The following is a 19,777-nucleotide window of genomic DNA, read 5'->3' as shown; positions in this document are numbered from 1 at the left end:
AAGAAGACGCCGTCATGAGCTCTGATCCCCTTAACCCCGCAGTTTCGGCACCGGACACAATCCCCGCCGAATCCCATGATCTCGACAGTCCCGTTCAAGCCCGCGAGGACCGTGATCAAGCCGTCCGCCGCTTGCTGACGCGCCGTCTCAACGCATCCGCCCAACCCAGTCGAGTGATCAACCAATGGCACGGCGTGAACGCGCGCTGCATCGAATCCTCAAAGGCGCTCAAGCGTCTGATCGGCAGGGCGCCACGGGTGTTGCGGGTGATTCGGTTCGCGTTGCAGGAAGCCTTCGGTCTCGACCCGGACAACCTGCTGTTCACCGAGCCGCTGCCGCCACGTCCCGCGCAGAAAGTCGACAGCCTGACCGAGCGCGCGTTGGCGTTGTTCAGTGATCCTTCCTTGCCGATCAACCTCAACCAATACACCGCGCTGAGCCTCAAGGACGACCCTGCGCGCAAACTGCCTTTTACCGCCCTGCAGGCGCTGGAGCAGGTCAAGGGCCTGGCGTTGATGGCTCGGCTCGACAACCAGATGCGTGATTACTGGCGGCATCTGGCGTACGGCTCGTGGTTGACGCGCCAGGCGCGTTGGGTGCAATTGCGCAAGCGCTTGTTCATCGACGCCGGTTTCCTGGCTCACCAACTGGATGAACTGTCGGACGCGGGTTGGGCGATGGTGCAGCAGGTGGCGGACGCGCCTTCCGACGAGGCACGCCAGCGCGCGGGTGGCGATTGGGCTGGCGTGCGCGTCAGCACAGTGCTGTGGCCCGGTACGTTTCAGACAGCGCTGACCATTCCCGGCGCCCTGCACCTGTACCGTGAGGGCGCGGCGCAGCAGGCGCCCCACGTGATCTATCTGCCAGGGATGGCCCGCGCATTCTATGAGTTCAACACCTGGGAACAGGTGCAATGCGGCTTGACGAGCCTGTTGAACGGCGAGTTGTTCAGCTTCCTGTGGCAGTGCCTGCCGCTACGCCGTCGCCACGAAGCCTGCCACGGCGAGACGCGGTTGGCGTGTGGTGCTGCCCTGGCCGGCGATGCCTTGCAGCACAGTGCAATCGCCGTGCTTGAGGCGCAATGGGATAACGAACTGGCGTGTGCGTTGTCGATCAATCACGCGGCAGTAGCCGCACCGGCTTCGCTGGGGCGTGACACGGCGCGCTTGCTGCGGTTTATCGAAAAAGGCCGGGACCGACTGGCGATCGTGGAGCGCCTGGGCGCTTCCCTGGGGACCTTGTTGGGCTGGGACGCAACGCGGCGTGCGGATGAAATCATCCTTGGCCAACTGCCTTTCGGGATGGCCCTGCGCTGCCGCGAGCAGCAGGTGGAGCGCTATGAAAAGCACCTCATGAGGTTGCTCGACCTACAGGACCCGAGTCGGGAGAGTACGGCTTATGAAGCGCTGGTCACGCTCAATGGGCAATGGCAAACACAGGCTGATGCGGTGCAGGCCTTGTTGAAAGGGCCGGATGAGCGCCTGCTGAGCCCGGCATTCTGGTTGGAGCACCCTGGCGGCACGCGCAATCGCACCACCTTGCTGTTGATCGCCCAGCGTGAGGCGCTGTTGCATGAGGCGCAACGGCTACAACGTTTGAAACTGGTAGGCGAGGCGCCCTTGCAGCGCCTGGTTGAAGTGTTGAACAAACCCCAGGCCAGCGACCGCAAGGGCAGCGATACTTGCGTACTGCGGGTGCTGTTGGGTGGCCAGGGGGCGTTGGGGGCGTTCGTGGTAACGACAAAACAGGCTCACGCCACCCCGGGTCGGACGCAGCCCGTGCTGCTGTGTGTGGCCGGGCGTTTTGGCGGGCTGGCTGAGTTCGACAGCCTGGAGACGCTATCCGCACGCCTGCGGGCGAGCCTCGGCAGCCGTGACGGATCGCCCCTGTGGCACTGCGTGGGGCGCGATCGGCGTCAGGCGTTGAAAGCGACATCGACCGTTACGGTGACGTATGAAGTGCTTGAGGAGCATGTGCTGCATCATGGGTTCACTGAACTGATCCACCACTATGCCCGGCTCGACCAGGAGGCGGATCGGGGCTCGCGGCCGTTCAGTGAAGTCCACGACCCGGCGCTGATTCGGATGCTGTTGGCTGCCGAGTTGCGCGAGCACCTACAGGTGTCGGTCCATGATGCATTGACCCACGCCATGGCCAACCTTGATCTGCTGCGCTTCGCCGCCACCCAGGCGAAAAAACTGCCGGCGTGGCTGGGCCAGGCGCAGGCTGATCAGCGCAATGCATACCGACGTTTGCAACTGCACTATCTGAGCAGTGCCCAGGCATTCGAAGCCAAGCTCTGGCGTGAATTGCCGGAGCTGGAAGTGTTTGCGCGCACGCGGTTGATCGCTCAGTTGACGCTGGATGGGTTGTACCCGGAGGTGGACATCGATCAGCCTTTGCTGGATATGCCCGATGATGTCAGTGCCTATTTTTGCGGGTGGACCAGCCAGTGCGGGGTGGGCGAGCGGGACGTGAAGAAAGTCGTCAGCCCGCAACGCACCACGTTCAGTCTGTTGCAATTGGCCCTGCACAACCTGGATGCCCAGGCGCCCTGGACCGAGTGGCGCTTGAACCGCGCGCGCTACCTGGCGCCACAGTGGCAGCAACGCTTGAATCCGGGCTACTTGATCAAGACCCTGTCAGCCCTGGATATTGGCGGGCGCTATGACACGCTGATCCAAAAGGTGTTCTATCCGTCTGCTTCCGCGTCCCCACCGTTGCCCGATGCCCTGATTCACCGAATGCTGCGCCAAGAGGCGCGAATGCATTTGTTTTCGGCGGCGCGGCAAGGCTTGAGCAGTGCCGCCCAGGGCGTGCTGAACGCCGCGATGGCGGCTGACCTGAACCTCGGCGGCCAACGCTTGCGACTGCACTTCGTGCGTCTTCGCGGCCATACCCTGGAACACGACCGTCACATCGCCGGGATACTGGTGATCCACGACGAGTCCTCAGGGTTGTGGCTGGTCTACTGGCCTGCCGCAGTGGACGGACCGGCCATGACCGAGTACGCCAGCCGAGCGCAGGCTGTCGCCGGATTGAACAAGGCCTGGGCGACGCCGGCCAATGTGAAGGCGCTGGCCCGTCAAGTCGCGCCGGGGTGGGAGGCAGAGGCCATTGCCAGCTATTCCGCCGTCGGCGGCGCAGGCGCCATGCTTGCTCTCGGCAGTCCCAAGCTGGTGTATGCGCCGGTACGTGGGTTTTATGTGCTGGAAACGATCGAGGCAATCGCCCGATTCATTCGCACGTTCAAGGTCAAGCACCGCGTGCCGGCGGTGGCCGTGGAGGATATCCACGCGCAGATCAACGAGCAGATCGGCGCCGCCCCGAACGACTGGCTCGACTTCAGCGCGACCACCGCCAGCCATGCGCTTTCCCTGCTGGCCCATGCCAGACTCCTCGAAATCCAGCACCGTGCACAAGGGCGAGCGGTGTCGGCCAAGGCGTTGGCGGCCTACCGGCAAGAGCGCTTGGGTGAGCAGCACGCCGCCACATTGCGTGGGTTACTGTCGTTCGTGCCGGCGATTGGCCTGGGTGTCAGTCTTTACGAAATTCTGTTGGCGGCCCGGCGCTTTCATCACAGCCGCCAGGCCGGGGACGCCGTGGACCTGGCGTTTGTCACTCTACTGGGTTTTGTGGATCTGCTGAGCGCGTTCATGCCCGGGCCCAAGGGCGCGCGGGTAACGGGGAGTGCAGCCGTACGCACATCGATGCTGGGTGCACTGGGCCGGCTGCATCGTCGCCAAGGGATGGCCGGGGGCGGGCTGTCTACGCTCAAACCGTCGGCGACCTTCCCGGCCAAGGTGTTGGAGCGTTTTCGCAAAGACCTGCCGCCCAATGCCGCCGTCGAGTTGCAGGGACCGGGCAATCGGGGCACCTACGTCAAGGGTGGCGAGCAGTTTGTGGTCGACGATACCCATCAATACCCGGTCTATCGACGCCAGGATGAACAGGTGCTGCGTCTCAGACATCCACAGGATGATGTGCAAAACGAGTTGATTCTGTACATCGAGGAACCCGGGCAATGGCTGCTCGGCGCCGATGCTCCGCCGGCCCAGCCGCAGCCAGGGCCCAGCACCGGTATGTGGCGGCCATGGGCGACGCCTCCCCGCGTCCAGGAGTGGTCGCCGCCCTCTCATGTGCTCCTGCAGGAGCACGTGGCGCGCGCGGCCCCTCTGCCTGGGGCGGGGCAGGGCTGGGGGTTCGATTCACGTTGGGCGCTGACAGACCTGCTGCCCGAGCAGGGGATATTCCGTGTGGTGGGCGGAGAGGGGGAGCGCGCCTTTGAGGTGCTTCGGCAGGAGGGGCGCTTGTTCAGGCTGCTGCCCGAAGGAACCCGCTCGTCGTTCCAGGACATTATCTTCCTCACCCGCAACCGCGCGCTGGCCCCTCAAGCGGTCACCGACATCCACTACTGGCTCGGTGCCGGTTTCATTGAACAGCCGATCCCCGCGGTGCGGGGAGCCGATGGTCTCTGGAAAGCGCGGCCGGTGCTGTTCCTGGAACCTCTGGAGAACACGGTGGGCAGGGTTTTCCCCCGGATGAGGGAACTCAGCAGGCGCTACGTCAGCGAGCGCTTGATCGAACTGGCCGACGCCGGCCGTGAGGTCACGGCCAGCCACCTGTTGACCCTCCGCGCCACGCTGGACCAGTGGCTTGCCCCCGGCGCCGTGGGGCGCACCGACGACCTGCTGAAACTGCTGAGTGCCACCTACAGCCGGCGGCGTTTGAGTTTCTACATCGGCTATGAAGGCCGCTCACCGGGGTTTACACGCTTGGATTACAACCTGCCTGTGCCCCTGGACCCCTCCTTGCGCACGACCACCCGGGAAAACGCCAGTCTCAGGGCTCAATTGGTACAGACGGCGGTCGCGCAGGTGCTTGAGCAGCAAGGGTTTGTCACCCACGCGATTGAAAAGCGCATGGGCGGTCAGTATTCGGTGGATTACTTTTGCACTCACCCCAGATCCACCGCCAAATACTACGTGCTCACCCGCTGGGTGAAGGACAGCACCGTCAACCTGCGTTCCGCCAGCAGCGTTCAACTGACCGACGATTGGTTCAGGCGGCGCAGTGTGGCGCGCACGTATTCAGAGCATATTCCCGAGATCAACCAGGCCCTCAATCAACACCGCCTGGTCAAGATCATTGCCGGTATCCAGTGGGCGCCGCGATCCGACCCGACGGTGTTTTTCGTCAAGTTCGGCGGGGTCAGCCCTTGAGCAACGACAGTGCACCCGCGCCGCCGAACAGCCCGGCGCTGATCCGGTTGAACCAGCTCTGGCCCTTGCCGCTGCGCAGGTAGCGCGCAGCGCCGTGGGCACTCAAGCCGTAGGCCAGCTTGCACAAAAGGTCAAGCACGGTCCAGGTGGCGATCATGATCAGCAACTGCGCCAGGAACGGCTGCTGGCTGTTGAGAAACTGCGGCAGGAACGCGGCAAAGAACAGGATGTCCTTGGGGTTGCTGGCGCCCAGCACAAACGCACGCCCGAACAGGGCGCGAAAGCGTGGCGTCGGCGCGGCCTGCGGGACCTCGGCTCCCTGGCTGGGTTGACGCGACTGCTGCCAGCTCTGCCAGGCGAGATAAAACAGGTACAGCGCGCCGACGATCTTCAGCGCGCTGAACAGTTGTTCCGAGGCCAGCAGCAGGGCACCCAGGCCCAGCGCCGAAGCACTGAGCAGACAGATCGAGGCCGTCACGCCGCCGAGGAATGCAGGGTAGGAGCGGCGCAAGCCATAGTTGAGGCTGTTGCTGATCATCAACAACGACAGCGGCCCGGGGATCAGGATCACCACCAATGCCGCGCCACTGAACAACAACCAGGTTTCCAGACTCATGCCTTGCTCCTCTTTATAGAAATATGAATTTCGCGATGAAAATCGCGCACAGCACCCACAGGCTCACGGAGATCTCGCGGTACTTGCCGGTACCGGCCTTGAGGGCCACGTAGGTGATAAACCCCAGGGCAATCCCATCGGCGACCGAGAACGTCAGCGGCATCATGATCGCGGTGACAATCGCCGGAATGCTGTCGGTGGCCTCATCCCAATTGATATGGGCCATGCTCGCCATCATCAGCATTGCCACGTAAATCAGCGCACCTGCGGTGGCATAGGCCGGAATCATCCCGGCCAGCGGTGCGAAAAACATCGCGGCTACAAACAGCACGCCGACGGTGACGGCGGTCAACCCGGTACGGCCACCTGCGGCCACGCCCGCAGCACTTTCCACGTAGCTGGTCACCGGCGGCACACCGACCATGGCACCGAACACGCTGGAGGCACTGTCGGCCTTCAATGCACGGGACAGGTTGTCGATCTTGCCGTCGGCATTGACCAATCCGGCCCGTTGCGCGACGCCCATCAGTGTACCTGCGGTGTCGAACATGTGTACAAAAAGAAAGGCAAATACCACGCTGATCATGCTGACATTGAACACACCCGCTACGTCCATCGCCATCCAGGTCGGCGCCAGGCTCGGTGGGGTGGAGATGAAACCGTTGTAATGCACCAGGCCCAGGCCCCAGCCGGCGAGCGTCACGGCGATGATGCTGATCAGGATCGCGCCGAAAACCCGGTGGTAGCTGAGAATCGCGATCAGTAAGAAGCACACCGCCGCCAACAGCGGCGCAGGCTCATGCAAGGAGCCGAGCTTGATGAGGGTCGCCGGGCTGTCGACGATGATGCCGGCGGTCTTCAGGCCGATCACCCCGAGGAACAACCCCACGCCGGCACCCATGGCGTGGCGCAGGCTGACGGGGATGCTGTTGAGCAGCCATTCACGCACCCGGGACAGGGTCAGGAACATGAACAACACACCGGAGATAAACACGGCGCCGAGGGCGGTCTGCCAGGTGTAGCCCATGGTACCAACCACGGTGTAGGTGAAAAACGCATTCAAACCCATGCCCGGCGCCAGGCCCACGGGCCAGTTGGCATACAACCCCATCAACAGGCAACCGAGTGCGGCGGCGATGCAGGTGGCGACGAACGCCGCACCGTGATCGATGCCCGCGTCGGCCATGATGTTAGGGTTGACGAAGATGATGTAGGCCATGGTGATGAAGGTGGTGAGGCCGGCGATCAGCTCGGTCTTCACTGTGGTGCCATGCAAGCGCAGTTTGAACAGGCGTTCCAGCCAGCCGTTTGGTGAGGGGGCAAGGTCCAGCGTCGGGGCTTCGGATTTGCGGCTATCCACAGCGAGTACTCCTCAAGCATTTTATTGTTATGGCCAGCGCGCAAGCGCTGAGAGGTACTGGCGGGTTTGTTGACCAATAGGTCAGGAACTCGCACGAAGCGAATTATGCTTTTGTATACAAATAAAGCAAATAATGTTTTCTATCCGCTGCACCAAATAGATGAAAGGCAACCACAGGGTCAGGGCTGGTTGGCGAGCGCCTGATTCACCGCCAGCCACCCAACCACCGCGTCTTCACCGGCGTCACTGAAGGCACGTTGCAGCAACTTCACCTGTTCGCGGCGCAGTGACTGTTCGAAGCGCAGGCCTTCCTCGGTCAATTCCAGCAGGCGTTTGCGCTTGTCTGTCTCGGACGCGACGCTGTTGACCAGGTGCATCTCCTGCAATTGGCGCAGAGGGATGTTCAGTGCCTGCTTGCTCACACCGAGCAGTTCCAGCAGTTCCTTCACGCTCAGCGCCGGGTAGCGCGCGATGAAAAACACGATGCGCTGATGCACCCGGCTCAGCCCGCGGCGCTCGAGCATTTCGTCGGCCTTGGCGGTAAACGCCTGGTAGCCGAAGAAAAACGCTTCCATCGCGGCCTGCTGGGCGGTTGGGTTTTTAAGGTCAAGCATATTGACGTATCCGTGCGAGTCGTCGTAATTTCGGTCAACCAGTTTGACGTATTTCCCACAGTCTTCGCTACCGGTGACCCCATGGCCTTCTCTGAACGTGTTACGCGCCTCAAAAGCTCCCTGATCCGTGAAATCCTCGCGGCAGCCCAGCGCCCGGAAGTGATGTCGTTCGCCGGAGGCCTGCCAGCCGAAGCCATGCTGCCTGCCTTGAACTGGGACGACATGCCGCTGAACATCGGCCAGTACGGCATGAGCGAAGGCGAACCGCAGTTGCGCGAATTGCTCGCTGCCGAGGCGCGTGCCCTGGGCGTGCCGTGCCAGGCCAGCCAGGTGCTGGTGGTCAGCGGCTCCCAGCAGACCCTCGACCTGGCGGCCAAGCTGTACATCGACAAGGGCACCCGGATCCTGCTGGAAGGCCCGACCTACCTGGCCGCGTTGCAGATCTTCCAACTGTTCGGCGCCGATTGCCTCACCGTGCCACTGGACGCCGACGGCCCGGACCTGAATGCGTTGCGTGCCAACCTTGAACGCCATCGCCCGGCGTTCATCTACCTGATCCCGACCTTCCAGAACCCCTCGGCCGTGCGCTACAGCGAGGCCAAGCGCGAAGCCGTCGCCGCCTTGCTCGACGAATTCAGCGTGACCCTGATCGAAGACGAACCCTACCGCGAACTGACTTTCGACGGCGGCAGCGCCAGACCCATCGTCGGGCGCCTGAAAAAAGCCAGCTGGATCTACACCGGCACCGTGTCCAAGACCCTGTTGCCGGGCCTGCGCGTGGGCTATCTGATCGCCAGCCCGGACCTGTTCCCGCACCTGCTCAAGCTCAAGCAATCGGCGGACCTGCACACCAACCGCGTCGGCCAATGGCAGGCCATGCAGTGGATCGGCACGGAGCAATACCAGCAGCACCTGACTCAACTGCGCGGCTTTTATCGCGAGCGCCGCGATGCTTTCCAGTCGGCGCTGGAGCGTCACTTCGTCGAGCTGGCCGACTGGCAGGTGCCCCAGGGCGGTTTATTCTTCTGGCTGACCTTGAAACAGCCGCTCGACACCCGCACCTTGTTGGCTCAAACGCTCGACCAGAACGTCGCGTTCATGCCCGGTGAACCGTTCTTTTCCGAGCCCGACCGACACCTGGGTTCGTTGCGGCTCAATTTCAGCCATATCGACCCGGCCCGTTTGGACGAAGGTCTCAAGCGCCTGGCCGCGGTGGTCCGTCAAGCACAGCACGCGCAAGCGGCATAAGGGGAGCCCCATGTACAAGGTTTATGGCGATTACAAGTCGGGCAACTGCTACAAGGTCAAATTGATGCTCAGCCTGCTGGGCATCCCGTACCAATGGATCGATGTGGACATCCTCAAGGGTGACACCCAGACCGCCGAGTTCCTGGCGAAGAACCCCAACGGCAAGATCCCCGTGCTGGAACTGGAAGACGGCACCTGCCTGTGGGAGTCCAACGCGATCCTCAACTTCCTTGCCGATGGCAGCGAGTTCCTGCCCACCGAACCGCGCCTGCGCACCCAAGTGTTGCAGTGGCAGTTCTTCGAGCAGTACAGCCATGAGCCGTACATTGCGGTGGCGCGGTTTATCCAGTTTTACCTGGGCCTGCCCGAGGACCGCCTGGAGGAATACAAGAAACTGCACAAAGGCGGTTACAAGGCACTCAAGGTCATGGAGCGCCAACTGCAACTGACGCCGTACCTGGTGGGCGAGCAGTTCTCCATCGCCGATGTGGCCTTGTATGCCTATACCCATGTAGCCAATGAGGGTGGTTTTGAGCTGGAGGCTTATCCGGCTGTGCAGGCGTGGTTGAAGAGGGTTGCCAGCCATCCCAAGCATGTGGCCATGCTCGGTTAAACCTGTGGGAGGGGGCTTGCTCCTCCCACATTCAGTTCTTCGTTCAGCAAGTCAAAGCAGCGTTGCGCCGCCGGGCTCAGGCCCATCCCGCTGCGACTGATCAACCCGATCTCCCGGTTTACGCCGGGATGCTCGATGTGGATGCGCTTCAACCCCGCCAGGCTGTCCGCCGCCGATTCCGGCAGCACACTGACCCCCAACCCCTGGCGCACCAGTGCCAGCACCGTCGACATGTAGTTGGCCTCCATGCCCGCGTTCATCGTCAGGCGTGTCTCATCGAACAGCGCATCCACTTGCTCGCGCACGCTGCTGTCGCGGCCAGTGAGGATGATCGGTTGGTCCGCCAGTTGTGCCAGGGTCAGTTTGCGATGGCGGGTCAGCGGATGACCGACCGGTACAAACGCGCACAGGCGATCGTTCAGCACTGGCACGAATTCCAGGCCATGGCTGAGCCGTGCACGCACGCCAATGCCGAAATCCACCTCGCCCGACCGCACCTGGGCGTGTATGCGATGGGCCACCAGGTCATGCAGGCGCACTTCGATTCCGGCAAATCGCTCGCGAAACAGGCGCAGCACCGGCGGAAGGCTGCCGGCACAGACCGAGGGCAGGGCGGCGATGGTCACCACGCCTCGGCGCAACGCCGCCAGGTCGCGGGACCCGCTGACGATGTTGTCCAGGTCCAGCAGCAGTTTTTCCATCGGCCCGCGGGCCTCCTGGCCGGCGGCGGTAATACTGACGTGGCGCGGGCTGCGGTCGAGCAGGGCGACGCCGAGCCAGTCTTCCAGTTGTTGCACCTGCACCGTCAGCGCAGAAGGCGACAGATGCAGCTCATTGGCCGCCTTGGTGAAACTGCCAGTACGGGCCACCGCAAGAAACGCCTGAATGTGTTGGATACTGTTCTTCATTTTGTTTTTCCGAACACTAGCGGGTGAATATTCCAATTTACAAAGACTAACCTGCTTCCAATACTCCAGGGAAAACAATAACCGGCCAAAAAGGTCGCTCTGGAGTAACCCATGCTCGCTACCCTGGGTGTCATCACCATCCTGTGCCTGCTCGCTGCCGTCATGAGCAAACGCCTCTCGCCGCTGGTGGCCCTGATCGCCTTGCCGATCATCGCCGCACTGCTCGGCGGGTTCGGCCTGCAAACCAGCGCCTTCATCATCACCGGTATCAAGAACGTCGCCCCCGTGGTCGGCATGTTCGTCTTTGCGATCCTGTTTTTCGGGATCATGACCGATGCTGGCATGCTCGACCCCATCATTGATCGCATCCTGCGCACGGTAGGGACGCGTCCTACACGCATTGTTTTAGGCACCGCGACCCTGGCGCTGCTGGTACACCTGGACGGCTCCGGCGCGGTGACGTTCCTGGTGACGGTGCCGGCGATGTTGCCGCTGTATACGCGGCTGGGTATCGATAAGCGCATCCTGGCCTGTGTCTGCGCGATGGCGGCCGGAGTCAACTTCCTGCCGTGGACGGGCCCGGTGCTGCGCTCGTCAGCGGCCCTGCACGTGCCGGTGGCGGACCTGTTCCAGCCGTTGATCCCGGTGCAGATCGTCGGCCTGATCTTTGTGTTTGCCTGTGCCTGGTGGCTGGGCCGTCGCGAAGAAAAACGCCTGGGCCTCGGCGCCGGCTCTACGGTGGATGCGGTGCCGCAACGGGTGCTCAGTGAAGACGATATCAAGCTGCGTCGCCCGCGCCTGTTCTGGGTCAACCTGATCCTGACCGTGCTGGTGATGGTGGTGATGATCGCCGGCTGGGTCGACCCGGTGGTGATGTTCATGCTCGGCACCGTAGTGGCGTTGTGCATCAACTACCCGAACGTAGATGCCCAGCGTGCCCGCATCGATGCCCATGCCAAGACCGCCCTGACCATGGCCAGTATCCTGCTGGCCGCCGGGGTGTTCACCGGGATCATGCAAGGCACCGGCATGCTCAAGGCTATCGCCGAAGTAGCGGTGGCGCAGATTCCGGCGGGTCACGGCAAGTTGATCCCGGCGGTGGTGGGGTTCATTTCCATGCCGTTGAGCATGCTGTTCGACCCCGATTCCTACTATTTCGGCGTGATGCCGGTGATCGCCGAAGTCGGCAAGGCCCTGGGCGTCGACCCGCTGCAAGTGGCCCAGGCCTCGTTGCTGGGGGTGCACACCACCGGCTTCCCGGTCAGCCCGCTGACCCCTGCGACTTTCCTGTTGGTGGGCCTGTGCAAGATCGAGTTGGCCGATCACCAGCGCTTCACCATTCCGTTTCTGTTTGCCGCGTCGGTGTTGATGACCCTGACTGCGTTGCTCCTGGGAGTGATTTGAGATGAAAACCTTGCGCATCGGTTCTGGTGCCGGCTATTCCGGCGACCGTATCGAACCTGCGGTCGAGTTGGCCGAACACGGCGACCTGGATTACCTGGTATTCGAATGCCTGGCTGAACGCACCATCGCCTTGGCGCAACAGGCGCGGATCAGCGATCCGCAGGGCGGTTACGATCCGCTGTTGAGTGAGCGCATGCGCCGGGTGCTGCCGTTTGTGGGGGTGCATACCGGGCGCCGTCGCCTGCGGGTGATCACCAATATGGGCGCGGCCAATCCAGTGTCGGCGGCGGCCGAAGTGCGGCGAATTGCTGTTGAGGCGGGCCTGGATCTCAAGGTACTCGCTGTGGTGGGCGACGACGTGTTGACGATGTTGCAGCCCGAGTTTTTGCTGGATAACGGCCAGACCGTCGGCTCTTTGGGCGAACGGTTGATCTCTGCGAATGCCTACCTGGGCGTCGACGGCATTCTGCAGGCATTGCACGCCGATGCGGACGTGGTGATCACCGGGCGCGTGGCCGATCCCTCGCTGTTCCTGGCGCCGCAGATGTTTGAGTTCGGCTGGATGGCGGACGATTGGCCGCGGCTGGGGCGCGGCACCTTGGTGGGGCATTTGCTCGAATGTGCCGGGCAAGTCAGCGGTGGGTATTTTGCCGACCCGGGTTTCAAGGATGTGGATGACCTGGCGCGCCTGGGTTTCCCGCTGGCCGAGATTGATGCTGACGGCCAGGCCGTGATCACCAAGGTCACCGGCTCCGGTGGGCGGGTCAGCCGTGCCACCTGCACCGAGCAACTGATCTACGAAGTGCATGATCCGGCGGCCTATCTGACGCCGGATGTGACCGCCGATTTTTCCCGGGTGTGCTTTGTCGAGGAGGGCGTTGATCGCGTTCGCGCCCAAGGCGCTGGTGGTCGCTCGCGTCCCGAACGGTTGAAGGTGAGTGTTGGATATCTGGACGGCTGGATCGGCGAAGGGCAGATGTCCTACGGCGGCCCCGGTGCTGTCGCACGGGCGCAGCTGGCGCGGGATGTCGTGCTCAAGCGCCTTGAGTTGATAGGCGTGAAGATGCAGGACGTGCGTGCCGAACTGATCGGCATGGACTCGCTGCACGGCCCGCGCAGCACGGTGGAGCCCTGGGAAGTGCGCCTGCGCGTGGCGGCTCGCTGTGAAGAGCGCAGCGAAGCGGTGCGCGTCGGCAACGAAGTAGAAACCCTTTACACCAATGGCCCGTCCGGTGGCGGCGGCGCGAGCAAGAGCGTGCGGCAGGTGGTGGCGGTGGCGTCGTTGCTGCTGCCGCGTGATGCGGTCAACCCGAGGATCGAAGCATGAAGCTGCACACACTGGCCCATTCCCGCACGGGGGATAAGGGCGATACGTCGAACATTTCGATCATTGCCTATCGTGCCGAGGATTACCCCTGGCTCTGCGAACAGCTGACCGTCGAGCGTGTGGCTGGGTTTTTTGCGGATCTACTGGAGCCAGGCGCCGCACCGGTGCGGCGCTATGAGCTGGCGAATGTACAGGCACTGAACTTCGTGCTGCCGGGCATCCTGTGCGGCGGTGTGACCCGCTCGCTGGCGCTGGATGCCCATGGCAAGTGCCTGGGCTCTGCATTATTGGATCTCGACCTGTAAATACCGTAAATGTGGGAGGGGGCTTGCCCCCGATAGCAGAGTGTCAGTCACACATAAGTTGACTGATACACCGCCATCGGGGGCAAGCCCCCTCCCACATGGGTCATCCAGTGTCTGTCAGAGCGCAGCGAAACGCTTGTCGAGGTAATCGATGATCACCTTGGAGTCATACATCCAGGTGGTCTGGCCATTCTCTTCAATGCGCAGGCACGGCACCTTGATCTTGCCGCCTTGCTCCAGCAGGGTCTGGCGGTCCTGCTCGTTGTTCTTCGCGTCCTTCAACGCCACCGGCACATTCAGGCGGTGCAGGGTGCGACGGGTCTTCACGCAGAACGGGCAGGCGTGGAACTGATACAGGGTCAGTTCCTTGGCCGCTGCATTCACCTGCGCCTGCTGTTCGGCGGGGCGCTGTTTTTTACGGGGACGGGTCAGGAAGTCGCCCGCGATGATGATCTGGCCGAGGCCGACTCGAAGTGCTTTGACCAACATGGTTTAAACCTCTTGCCCATAACTGAGGGGCGGCAGCTTACCTGAATTCTGCGGGCGAAAAAAAACCGGCGATGAACGCCGGTCTTTTCCTGAGCAGCCCGTTACTTGATCAGGCTGAGGAATTCGCTGCGGGTCGCCGCGTTTTCGCGGAACTCACCCAGCATCACCGAAGTGATCATCGACGAATTCTGTTTCTCCACACCGCGCATCATCATGCACATGTGCTTGGCCTCGATCACCACGGCCACGCCCAGGGCGCCGGTGACCTGCAACACCGCGTCGGCGATCTGGCGACTGAGGTTTTCCTGGATCTGCAGGCGGCGGGCATACATGTCGACAATCCGCGCGACCTTGGACAGGCCCAGCACTTTGCCGCTCGGGATGTAGGCAACGTGGGCCTTGCCGATAAACGGCAGCAGGTGATGTTCGCACAGCGAGTACAACTCGATGTCCTTGACCAGCACCATTTCGCTGTTGTCGGAGCTGAACAAGGCACCGTTGGTGACTTCTTCCAGTGTCTGCTCATACCCGCGGCAGAGGTACTGCATCGCCTTGGCGGCACGTTTTGGCGTGTCGAGCAGGCCCTCGCGGGAAACGTCCTCGCCGAGTTGGCCGAGGATCGCGGTGTAATTCTGTTCCAGGGACATGAAACTACCTGTGGGATTTTCGCAAAGCGCAAGGTTACGGTGGCGGGCACATCGCTGCAAGCCTGACGATGGCACTTGTTACTCGTCGCGCCCTTCCATCATGGTCCGCTTGAGCATCACATACACCGCCCCCGCGCCGCCGTGGCGGGCCTGGCACGAGGTAAAGCCGAGTACCTGGGCGTGCTGGCGCAGCCAGGTGTTGACGTGGCTCTTGATCATCGGCCGCTTGCCGTCCAGCCGCACGGCCTTGCCATGGGTGACGCGCACGCAGCGGATTTCGAATTTGGTGGCTTCGGCGAGGAAGGCCCACAGGGTTTCGCGGGCTTTTTCCACAGTCATGCCGTGCAGGTCGAGACTCCCTTCGAACGGGATCTGGCCGATCTTGAGCTTGCGCATCTGGCTTTCCTGCACACCGTCGCGGGCCCACATCAGCTCGTCTTCGGGGCCGACGTCGATCACGAACTGGTCCGACAGGCCGTCCACGGTGGTGGCATCGGTGCGCACGGTCGCGGCCTGGCGCAGCTTGGCGATCTGCGCGCGGTCGGCCTTGGGTTTGCCGGTGTCGGCGCGGTCGTGCTTGATCGGCTTGACGCCGCGCAGCTCGTTTTTGAACAGGGAAAAATCGTCGTCTTGCATGTCAGCCTCCGCGAAGGGCGGGCAGTTTACCTAAATCGCGGCGGCCGGGGCGCAGGAAACGCTATCCAAGCGCCATCAGTCGTGTTTTTTCATCAGGTGCGAAGCGATATTAAGCGACAACGGCTGGCGCATTTTTCGGCGGCTGCGCCGCCACAACCATACGCCCAACCACAGTACCAGCAGCCCGATCCCCAACAGGATAGCCGAGCCGCCAGGGCTGGCATTCAGCTCGCCAAGGGCCGGCGAGTGACCAGACAGACCGGCGCCACCAGCGCCGGCCAACAGCAGACCTACGATCGCCAGCAGCGCGGCGATGCCGGCAACCAGGCGCAGACGCCAGTTGCTCGGGCCCTTGGGGCGCAAGCGACGAGCATCAAAACCATCGGATATCTTCATTCCGACCTTTCCTCCAGGGTATCGGCCCTTCGACCGGACAATACACAGGTTGTTCCGGGGCGAGGGGTAAATGCGCCAAATGAAAAGGCTTTGCGGATGAGCGGGGCAATAAACATTGCCGCACCGCTCATCAGGAGGTCGATCAGATCAGGTCTTTGGTCAACGCCAGGGTGGCGAAGTTGTCGGCCATGATGGCCATTTCGGTCTGCTGTACGTGCGCGGCGCTCAGGATGCCGCCTTTGTAAGGCAGGTCGCGGGTAGCGCAGGCGTCTTCCACCAGGGTGCAGCGAAAGCCCAGGTTCTTGGCGGCACGCACGGTGGTGCTGACGCTGGAGTGGCTCATGAAGCCGCAGACGATCAGGTCCAGGGAACCGAGGTCCTGCAGGTGTTTTTCCAGGCCGGTGCCGTGAAATGCGCTGGGCAGCAGTTTGCCGATGATGGTTTCGTCGCCTGCAGGCTCGAGGCCCGGGATGAACTCACCTCGTTCGCCTTGCGGGTCGAACAAGCCGCCAACGGTGCCCAGGTGACGCACATGCACGATCGGGCGCCCGGCGTTGCGCGCTGCGGCGACCAGTTGCTTGATGTTACCAACGGCCGCGTCCATGCCCGAGAGGGCGAGCGGGCCGCTGAGGTATTCCTTCTGGGCGTCGATGATCACGAGGGTCGCATGGCTGAGGTTCGCAGCTGCGTAACCACGACCGCTGAGTTGAAACATCGTCTTTGGAACGGACATTCTGGGGCTCCTGTGAGGGGGGCTTTTGCGACATTGTCCACTGGCTGAGCGGTTCTGTGAATCGCTACCATCGTAAGGTACGCCGTTGTTGACGTGTAGCCATGTCAAGAGGTGGGCCTGTTTGACACAATGATGGCAATTCGGATGAAATCCGACGGATGGGCGCGGGGTTTCGTACATCGTCGGTACAGGTGAAGGCTGTTAGAATCACCAGTCGTTTTTTCCAGGAGCTTGCCCCCGTGATCACATCCCGCCTGCGCACGTTGCGCGACCACATCCGTTGGGCTGTCAGCCGTTTCCATGGGGAAGACCTGTTTTTCGGGCATGGCACTGACAATGCCTGGGACGAAGCCCGTCAATTGGTGCTAGGCGCGTTGAACTTGCCGTGGGAGATTGCCGACAGTTATCTGGACTGCAACCTGGAGGAAGAGGAAGTTTCCCATGTGCAACGTTTGCTGCACAGGCGCATCCATGAGCGCGTGCCCACCGCGTACCTGTTGAACGAAGCGTGGTTCTGCGGCATGTCGTTCATCGTCGACGAACGCGTGCTCATTCCCCGTTCACCGATCGGCGAGCTGATCGAAAACCGCTTCGAACCCTGGCTGGCGCAACCGCCGGCACGCATTCTCGACCTGTGCACCGGCTCCGGCTGTATCGGCATTGCCTGTGCCTACGAGTTCCAGGACGCCGAAGTGGTGCTGGGCGACCTGTCGTTCGAAGCCCTGGAAGTGGCCAACCAGAACATCGAGCGCCATGGCGTCGATGAGCGCGTGTACACCGTGCAGGGTGACGGTTTCGACGGTCTGCCGGGCCAGCGTTTTGACCTGATCGTGTCGAACCCGCCGTATGTGGATGCCGAAGATTTCGCCGACATGCCCGACGAATACCAGCACGAACCGGAACTGGGCCTGGCCTGTGGCGATGATGGCTTGAACCTGGTGCGGCGCATGCTGGCCGAAGCGGCGGACCACCTGACCGAGAAAGGTTTGCTGATCGTGGAGGTGGGCAACAGCCAGGTGCACGTCGAGGCGTTGTACCCGGAAGTGGACTTCGCCTGGCTGGACTTCCAGCGCGGTGGGCATGGGGTGTTCATGTTGACGGCGGAGCAGTGCCGCCAACATCAGGCGGTGTTTGCCGCCCGCGTTTAACCCACCTTACTGAACGAATAGGGCCAATGTGGGAGGGGGCTTGCCCCCGATGGCGGTGGATCAGTCAGCTACTCCAAATACTGACACTCAGCTATCGGGGGCAAGCCCCCTCCCACATTCAGACCTTATTTCAAGGCATAGACTCATTTCAGCGGTGGGTGGCAATCCAGATCAACAACCCCGCCTGAAACACCGTAAACGCCACCAGGCAGGTGATGGTAAAGCGCAACCCGCTGTCCTCACGCTTGAACTTGGTGACCTTTTCCTCTTCCTTGCGCAGCTTCACTTCCTGCTCCGCCAGGTTCTGCTCAGCCTGTTGCAGCATCTGCGCGGCTTCGAGAATCTCCACGAACTGCACCTTCTCGGTGTTCCAACTGTCCAGCACATCACCGACCTTGCCCGGCTGCACATTACCTTTGAGGTGTTGCACATCGGCGTAGGCCACATCAAAGCCCTGGATGCGCAGGAAGTGATCGCGGCGCAGGCGGGTGGCCTCGTTCAAGGCATCTTTGTTGGCCAGGTCGACGCCGTCGACGCGGTAGTGTGACCACTTCTTCTTCGCCCACGCGGCGCCCTGGGCCACCAGGAAGCGACCGATACCCCGGTTGGCTGGTTCGATTTCCAGGCTGTTGCCAGGGCCGAAGTGCACACGGTGCTTGTCGTGGTCGACCCAGATATCTAGGTGGTTCTGCTCACGGCGCACGCGCTGCCCTGGCAGCTGGATGACCATGCGCAGCAGGCTGTGGTGCTTGTCATTGCGCTCGGCGTAGCCGAACTGCACGAACCGCAACGGCCGCACGCCAGTGGCACGGTCGGTGGCCAGGGGGGCCAGGCGCAGCATCTTGAAATGCTCGGCCTGGACATCCGCCCACGGTAGGGGCGCCGCGTCGACGGCCTCGGTTTTTTCAGCCGGGGTGTCGGCGGTGGATTCCGGTGTTGCTTCAGTGGTTGTCATGCGGCGAGATCCTGTCCAAGCCCAGCGAGCCGACAGTCTTTTTACTGTCGACCCAGGGCTTATCGGCCGGTTTTCCCAGGACTGGAGGCAAATAGTCGCTTAATGGGGTTGAAGTCCTTCGATAAAACGCACGACGCGGCTGCCCAGTTCGGCGGCGAGGGGTAGTTGCGGATCGTTGTAGGAGGCCAATTGTTGCTTCACATCTTTGGGCACGATGCGCATCACGTGGTTCATGCCTTCGATCACCGCCAACTGCGCGTCGGGCTTGGCCTTTTTCAATTGCTGGGCGTCGCTCACACCCACCTGGATATCGTGGGTGCCCTGGATGATCAGCGCGGGCATGCGCAACTGGGCGAAAGCGGCCGATGGGTCGGCACGGAACAGGCTGATCAGGTACGGCTGCACGCTGGGGCGGAAAATACCTTGCAGCGGGCCAGGCACGTCGGCATCCACCTGGCCGGCCTTGAGGTGATCGAGGATCTCGTTGCTGCGCAGCAGCAGGGCGGGGGGCAGGTGATCGGCCAACTGCTGGCGGATCACCTGGTCTACCGGGCGTGCGCTGCCGGACAACGAAATGACGCCGGCCGGGTCCAGTTGCGGCGCGGCGAGGGCCGCCACCAAGGCCCCTTCGCTATGACCCAGCACAATCAACGGCCCCAGGCGTCTGTCGGCCTTGAGCAGCTTGCCCCAGGCCACGGCATCGGCCACGTAGGCATCCAGGGTCAGGTTGCGCTCATCCGGCGTGGCCGCCAGGCTGGCCGCGACGCCGCGCTTGTCGTAGCGCACGCTGGCGATATTGTGCCGCGCCAGCACCCAGGCCAGGCGCTTGAGGCTGTCGTTGCGCGCGCCGTCGGCACTGTTGCCGTTGCGGTCGGTGGGACCGGAGCCGGCGATGATCAGTACAACCGGGACTGGCCTGTCGGATTTGGGCAACAAGAGTGAGCCAGACAGCTCGCCACTGCCGGTGTCGAGGCTGATGGGCCTTTGCAGCACGACCGGGGAGGCGGCGAAGCCAACGCTGGAAAACAGGGTGAGGGTCAAAAGCAGAGCTCGCAGCATCATCGCGCCATCATGAGGAAGGTGCCGGTTGGACCAAGGTCTACCCGGAAGGTTTCGAGGATGAACTACTCGGTTAGCCTGCGTATACTGGCCGCCT

At 62.4% G+C, this 19,777-nt stretch carries 18 protein-coding genes; 7 read left to right on the top strand and 11 right to left on the bottom strand.

Annotated features, from left to right (window positions below; all coding sequences use genetic code 11):
• Window positions 1-14 precede the first annotated feature (14 nt).
• Window positions 15-5,222, top strand: a complete 5,208-nt coding sequence (locus BM110_RS18880) for a dermonecrotic toxin domain-containing protein (RefSeq protein WP_139220342.1) — start codon at window positions 15-17, stop codon at window positions 5,220-5,222.
• Here the strand turns inward: BM110_RS18880 and BM110_RS18875 are convergent.
• The 3 genes from BM110_RS18875 to BM110_RS18865 all read right to left on the bottom strand — a co-directional run bounded on the left by BM110_RS18875 (window position 5,212) and on the right by BM110_RS18865 (window position 7,812).
• Window positions 5,212-5,838 (bottom strand): LysE family translocator, encoded by a 627-nt coding sequence (locus tag BM110_RS18875; protein WP_092243163.1) that lies wholly within the window; start codon window positions 5,836-5,838, stop codon window positions 5,212-5,214. The two genes, BM110_RS18880 and BM110_RS18875, sit on opposite strands and share 11 nt — an antisense overlap.
• A 13-nt stretch (window positions 5,839-5,851) precedes the next feature.
• Window positions 5,852-7,198, bottom strand: a complete 1,347-nt coding sequence (locus BM110_RS18870) for an NCS2 family permease (protein ID WP_071490777.1) — start codon at window positions 7,196-7,198, stop codon at window positions 5,852-5,854.
• Between the two features lie 179 nt (window positions 7,199-7,377).
• A complete protein-coding gene (locus BM110_RS18865) occupies window positions 7,378-7,812 on the bottom strand; it encodes a MarR family winged helix-turn-helix transcriptional regulator (protein WP_071492751.1) in 435 nt (144 codons plus the stop codon).
• An 81-nt stretch (window positions 7,813-7,893) separates the two neighbouring features.
• Between BM110_RS18865 and BM110_RS18860 the strand changes: the two genes are divergently transcribed.
• Both BM110_RS18860 and BM110_RS18855 read left to right on the top strand, forming a co-directional pair.
• Window positions 7,894-9,060 carry an aminotransferase-like domain-containing protein gene (locus tag BM110_RS18860; RefSeq protein WP_093513981.1) on the top strand — a complete coding sequence of 389 codons (1,167 nt, stop codon included), beginning with the start codon at window positions 7,894-7,896 and terminating at the stop codon, window positions 9,058-9,060.
• Window positions 9,061-9,070: 10 nt separating this feature from the next.
• Window positions 9,071-9,673 carry a glutathione S-transferase family protein gene (locus BM110_RS18855; protein WP_092243169.1) on the top strand — a complete coding sequence of 201 codons (603 nt, stop codon included), beginning with the start codon at window positions 9,071-9,073 and terminating at the stop codon, window positions 9,671-9,673.
• Here the strand turns inward: BM110_RS18855 and BM110_RS18850 are convergent.
• Complete coding sequence (locus tag BM110_RS18850) at window positions 9,670-10,581, bottom strand: LysR family transcriptional regulator (protein ID WP_093513980.1); 912 nt, start codon at window positions 10,579-10,581, stop codon at window positions 9,670-9,672. The two genes, BM110_RS18855 and BM110_RS18850, sit on opposite strands and share 4 nt — an antisense overlap.
• A 111-nt stretch (window positions 10,582-10,692) precedes the next feature.
• Between BM110_RS18850 and BM110_RS18845 the strand changes: the two genes are divergently transcribed.
• The 3 genes from BM110_RS18845 to BM110_RS18835 are packed head-to-tail and all read left to right on the top strand — an operon-like array spanning window position 10,693 to window position 13,617.
• Complete coding sequence (locus BM110_RS18845; RefSeq protein WP_093513979.1) at window positions 10,693-11,985, top strand: CitMHS family transporter; 1,293 nt, start codon at window positions 10,693-10,695, stop codon at window positions 11,983-11,985.
• A gap of 1 nt (window position 11,986) precedes the next feature.
• Window positions 11,987-13,312, top strand: a complete 1,326-nt coding sequence (locus BM110_RS18840; protein ID WP_093513978.1) for an acyclic terpene utilization AtuA family protein — start codon at window positions 11,987-11,989, stop codon at window positions 13,310-13,312.
• Window positions 13,309-13,617 (top strand): AtuA-related protein, encoded by a 309-nt coding sequence (locus BM110_RS18835; protein ID WP_093513977.1) that lies wholly within the window; start codon window positions 13,309-13,311, stop codon window positions 13,615-13,617. Before BM110_RS18840 ends, BM110_RS18835 begins: the two co-directional genes overlap by 4 nt.
• A 117-nt stretch (window positions 13,618-13,734) precedes the next feature.
• On the opposite strand, the gene BM110_RS18830 is transcribed toward BM110_RS18835, so the two are convergent.
• The 5 genes from BM110_RS18830 to BM110_RS18810 form a co-directional block, all read right to left on the bottom strand.
• Window positions 13,735-14,106: a glutathione S-transferase N-terminal domain-containing protein gene (locus tag BM110_RS18830; protein ID WP_093122427.1), complete on the bottom strand. Its 372-nt coding sequence runs from the start codon at window positions 14,104-14,106 to the stop codon at window positions 13,735-13,737.
• 101 nt (window positions 14,107-14,207) lie between these two features.
• Complete coding sequence (gene folE / locus BM110_RS18825) at window positions 14,208-14,753, bottom strand: GTP cyclohydrolase I FolE (RefSeq protein WP_003236739.1); 546 nt, start codon at window positions 14,751-14,753, stop codon at window positions 14,208-14,210.
• A 78-nt stretch (window positions 14,754-14,831) separates the two neighbouring features.
• Entirely contained in the window at window positions 14,832-15,389 is a 558-nt protein-coding gene (locus tag BM110_RS18820) for a Smr/MutS family protein (protein WP_058424628.1), read from the bottom strand.
• Window positions 15,390-15,464: 75 nt separating this feature from the next.
• Window positions 15,465-15,785, bottom strand: a complete 321-nt coding sequence (locus BM110_RS18815; protein WP_058424627.1) for a hypothetical protein — start codon at window positions 15,783-15,785, stop codon at window positions 15,465-15,467.
• Window positions 15,786-15,927: 142 nt separating this feature from the next.
• Window positions 15,928-16,518 (bottom strand): cysteine hydrolase family protein, encoded by a 591-nt coding sequence (locus tag BM110_RS18810; RefSeq protein ID WP_092243189.1) that lies wholly within the window; start codon window positions 16,516-16,518, stop codon window positions 15,928-15,930.
• A 239-nt stretch (window positions 16,519-16,757) separates the two neighbouring features.
• On the opposite strand from BM110_RS18810, the gene prmB reads away from it, so the two are divergent.
• Window positions 16,758-17,666 (top strand): 50S ribosomal protein L3 N(5)-glutamine methyltransferase, encoded by a 909-nt coding sequence (prmB, locus tag BM110_RS18805; RefSeq protein ID WP_071490767.1) that lies wholly within the window; start codon window positions 16,758-16,760, stop codon window positions 17,664-17,666.
• 148 nt (window positions 17,667-17,814) lie between these two features.
• Here prmB and BM110_RS18800 read toward each other — a convergent pair whose 3' ends face one another.
• On the bottom strand, window positions 17,815-18,621 hold the full coding sequence (locus BM110_RS18800) for a hypothetical protein (RefSeq protein WP_058424625.1): 807 nt from the start codon (window positions 18,619-18,621) through the stop codon (window positions 17,815-17,817).
• Window positions 18,622-18,720: 99 nt separating this feature from the next.
• Window positions 18,721-19,683 carry an alpha/beta hydrolase gene (locus BM110_RS18795; RefSeq protein ID WP_093513976.1) on the bottom strand — a complete coding sequence of 321 codons (963 nt, stop codon included), beginning with the start codon at window positions 19,681-19,683 and terminating at the stop codon, window positions 18,721-18,723.
• Window positions 19,684-19,777 lie beyond the last annotated feature (94 nt).

Source organism: Pseudomonas sp. NFPP28 (assembly GCF_900115535.1).
Lineage (GTDB): Bacteria > Pseudomonadota > Gammaproteobacteria > Pseudomonadales > Pseudomonadaceae > Aquipseudomonas > Aquipseudomonas extremorientalis.
Note: the sequence above shows the minus strand (reverse complement) of the source record. Positions and strands in the feature narration are given on the sequence as shown.

Coding starts and splice junctions, on each gene's coding strand:
- BM110_RS18880 (WP_139220342.1), top strand. CDS start 15: ATGAGCTCTGATCCCCTTAACCCCGCAGTTTCGGCACCGGACACAATC.
- BM110_RS18875 (WP_092243163.1), bottom strand. CDS start 5,838: ATGAGTCTGGAAACCTGGTTGTTGTTCAGTGGCGCGGCATTGGTGGTG.
- BM110_RS18865 (WP_071492751.1), bottom strand. CDS start 7,812: ATGCTTGACCTTAAAAACCCAACCGCCCAGCAGGCCGCGATGGAAGCG.
- BM110_RS18860 (WP_093513981.1), top strand. CDS start 7,894: ATGGCCTTCTCTGAACGTGTTACGCGCCTCAAAAGCTCCCTGATCCGT.
- BM110_RS18855 (WP_092243169.1), top strand. CDS start 9,071: ATGTACAAGGTTTATGGCGATTACAAGTCGGGCAACTGCTACAAGGTC.
- BM110_RS18850 (WP_093513980.1), bottom strand. CDS start 10,581: ATGAAGAACAGTATCCAACACATTCAGGCGTTTCTTGCGGTGGCCCGT.
- BM110_RS18845 (WP_093513979.1), top strand. CDS start 10,693: ATGCTCGCTACCCTGGGTGTCATCACCATCCTGTGCCTGCTCGCTGCC.
- BM110_RS18840 (WP_093513978.1), top strand. CDS start 11,987: ATGAAAACCTTGCGCATCGGTTCTGGTGCCGGCTATTCCGGCGACCGT.
- BM110_RS18835 (WP_093513977.1), top strand. CDS start 13,309: ATGAAGCTGCACACACTGGCCCATTCCCGCACGGGGGATAAGGGCGAT.
- BM110_RS18830 (WP_093122427.1), bottom strand. CDS start 14,106: ATGTTGGTCAAAGCACTTCGAGTCGGCCTCGGCCAGATCATCATCGCG.
- folE (WP_003236739.1), bottom strand. CDS start 14,753: ATGTCCCTGGAACAGAATTACACCGCGATCCTCGGCCAACTCGGCGAG.
- BM110_RS18820 (WP_058424628.1), bottom strand. CDS start 15,389: ATGCAAGACGACGATTTTTCCCTGTTCAAAAACGAGCTGCGCGGCGTC.
- BM110_RS18815 (WP_058424627.1), bottom strand. CDS start 15,785: ATGAAGATATCCGATGGTTTTGATGCTCGTCGCTTGCGCCCCAAGGGC.
- BM110_RS18810 (WP_092243189.1), bottom strand. CDS start 16,518: ATGTCCGTTCCAAAGACGATGTTTCAACTCAGCGGTCGTGGTTACGCA.
- BM110_RS18800 (WP_058424625.1), bottom strand. CDS start 18,621: ATGACAACCACTGAAGCAACACCGGAATCCACCGCCGACACCCCGGCT.
- BM110_RS18795 (WP_093513976.1), bottom strand. CDS start 19,683: ATGATGCTGCGAGCTCTGCTTTTGACCCTCACCCTGTTTTCCAGCGTT.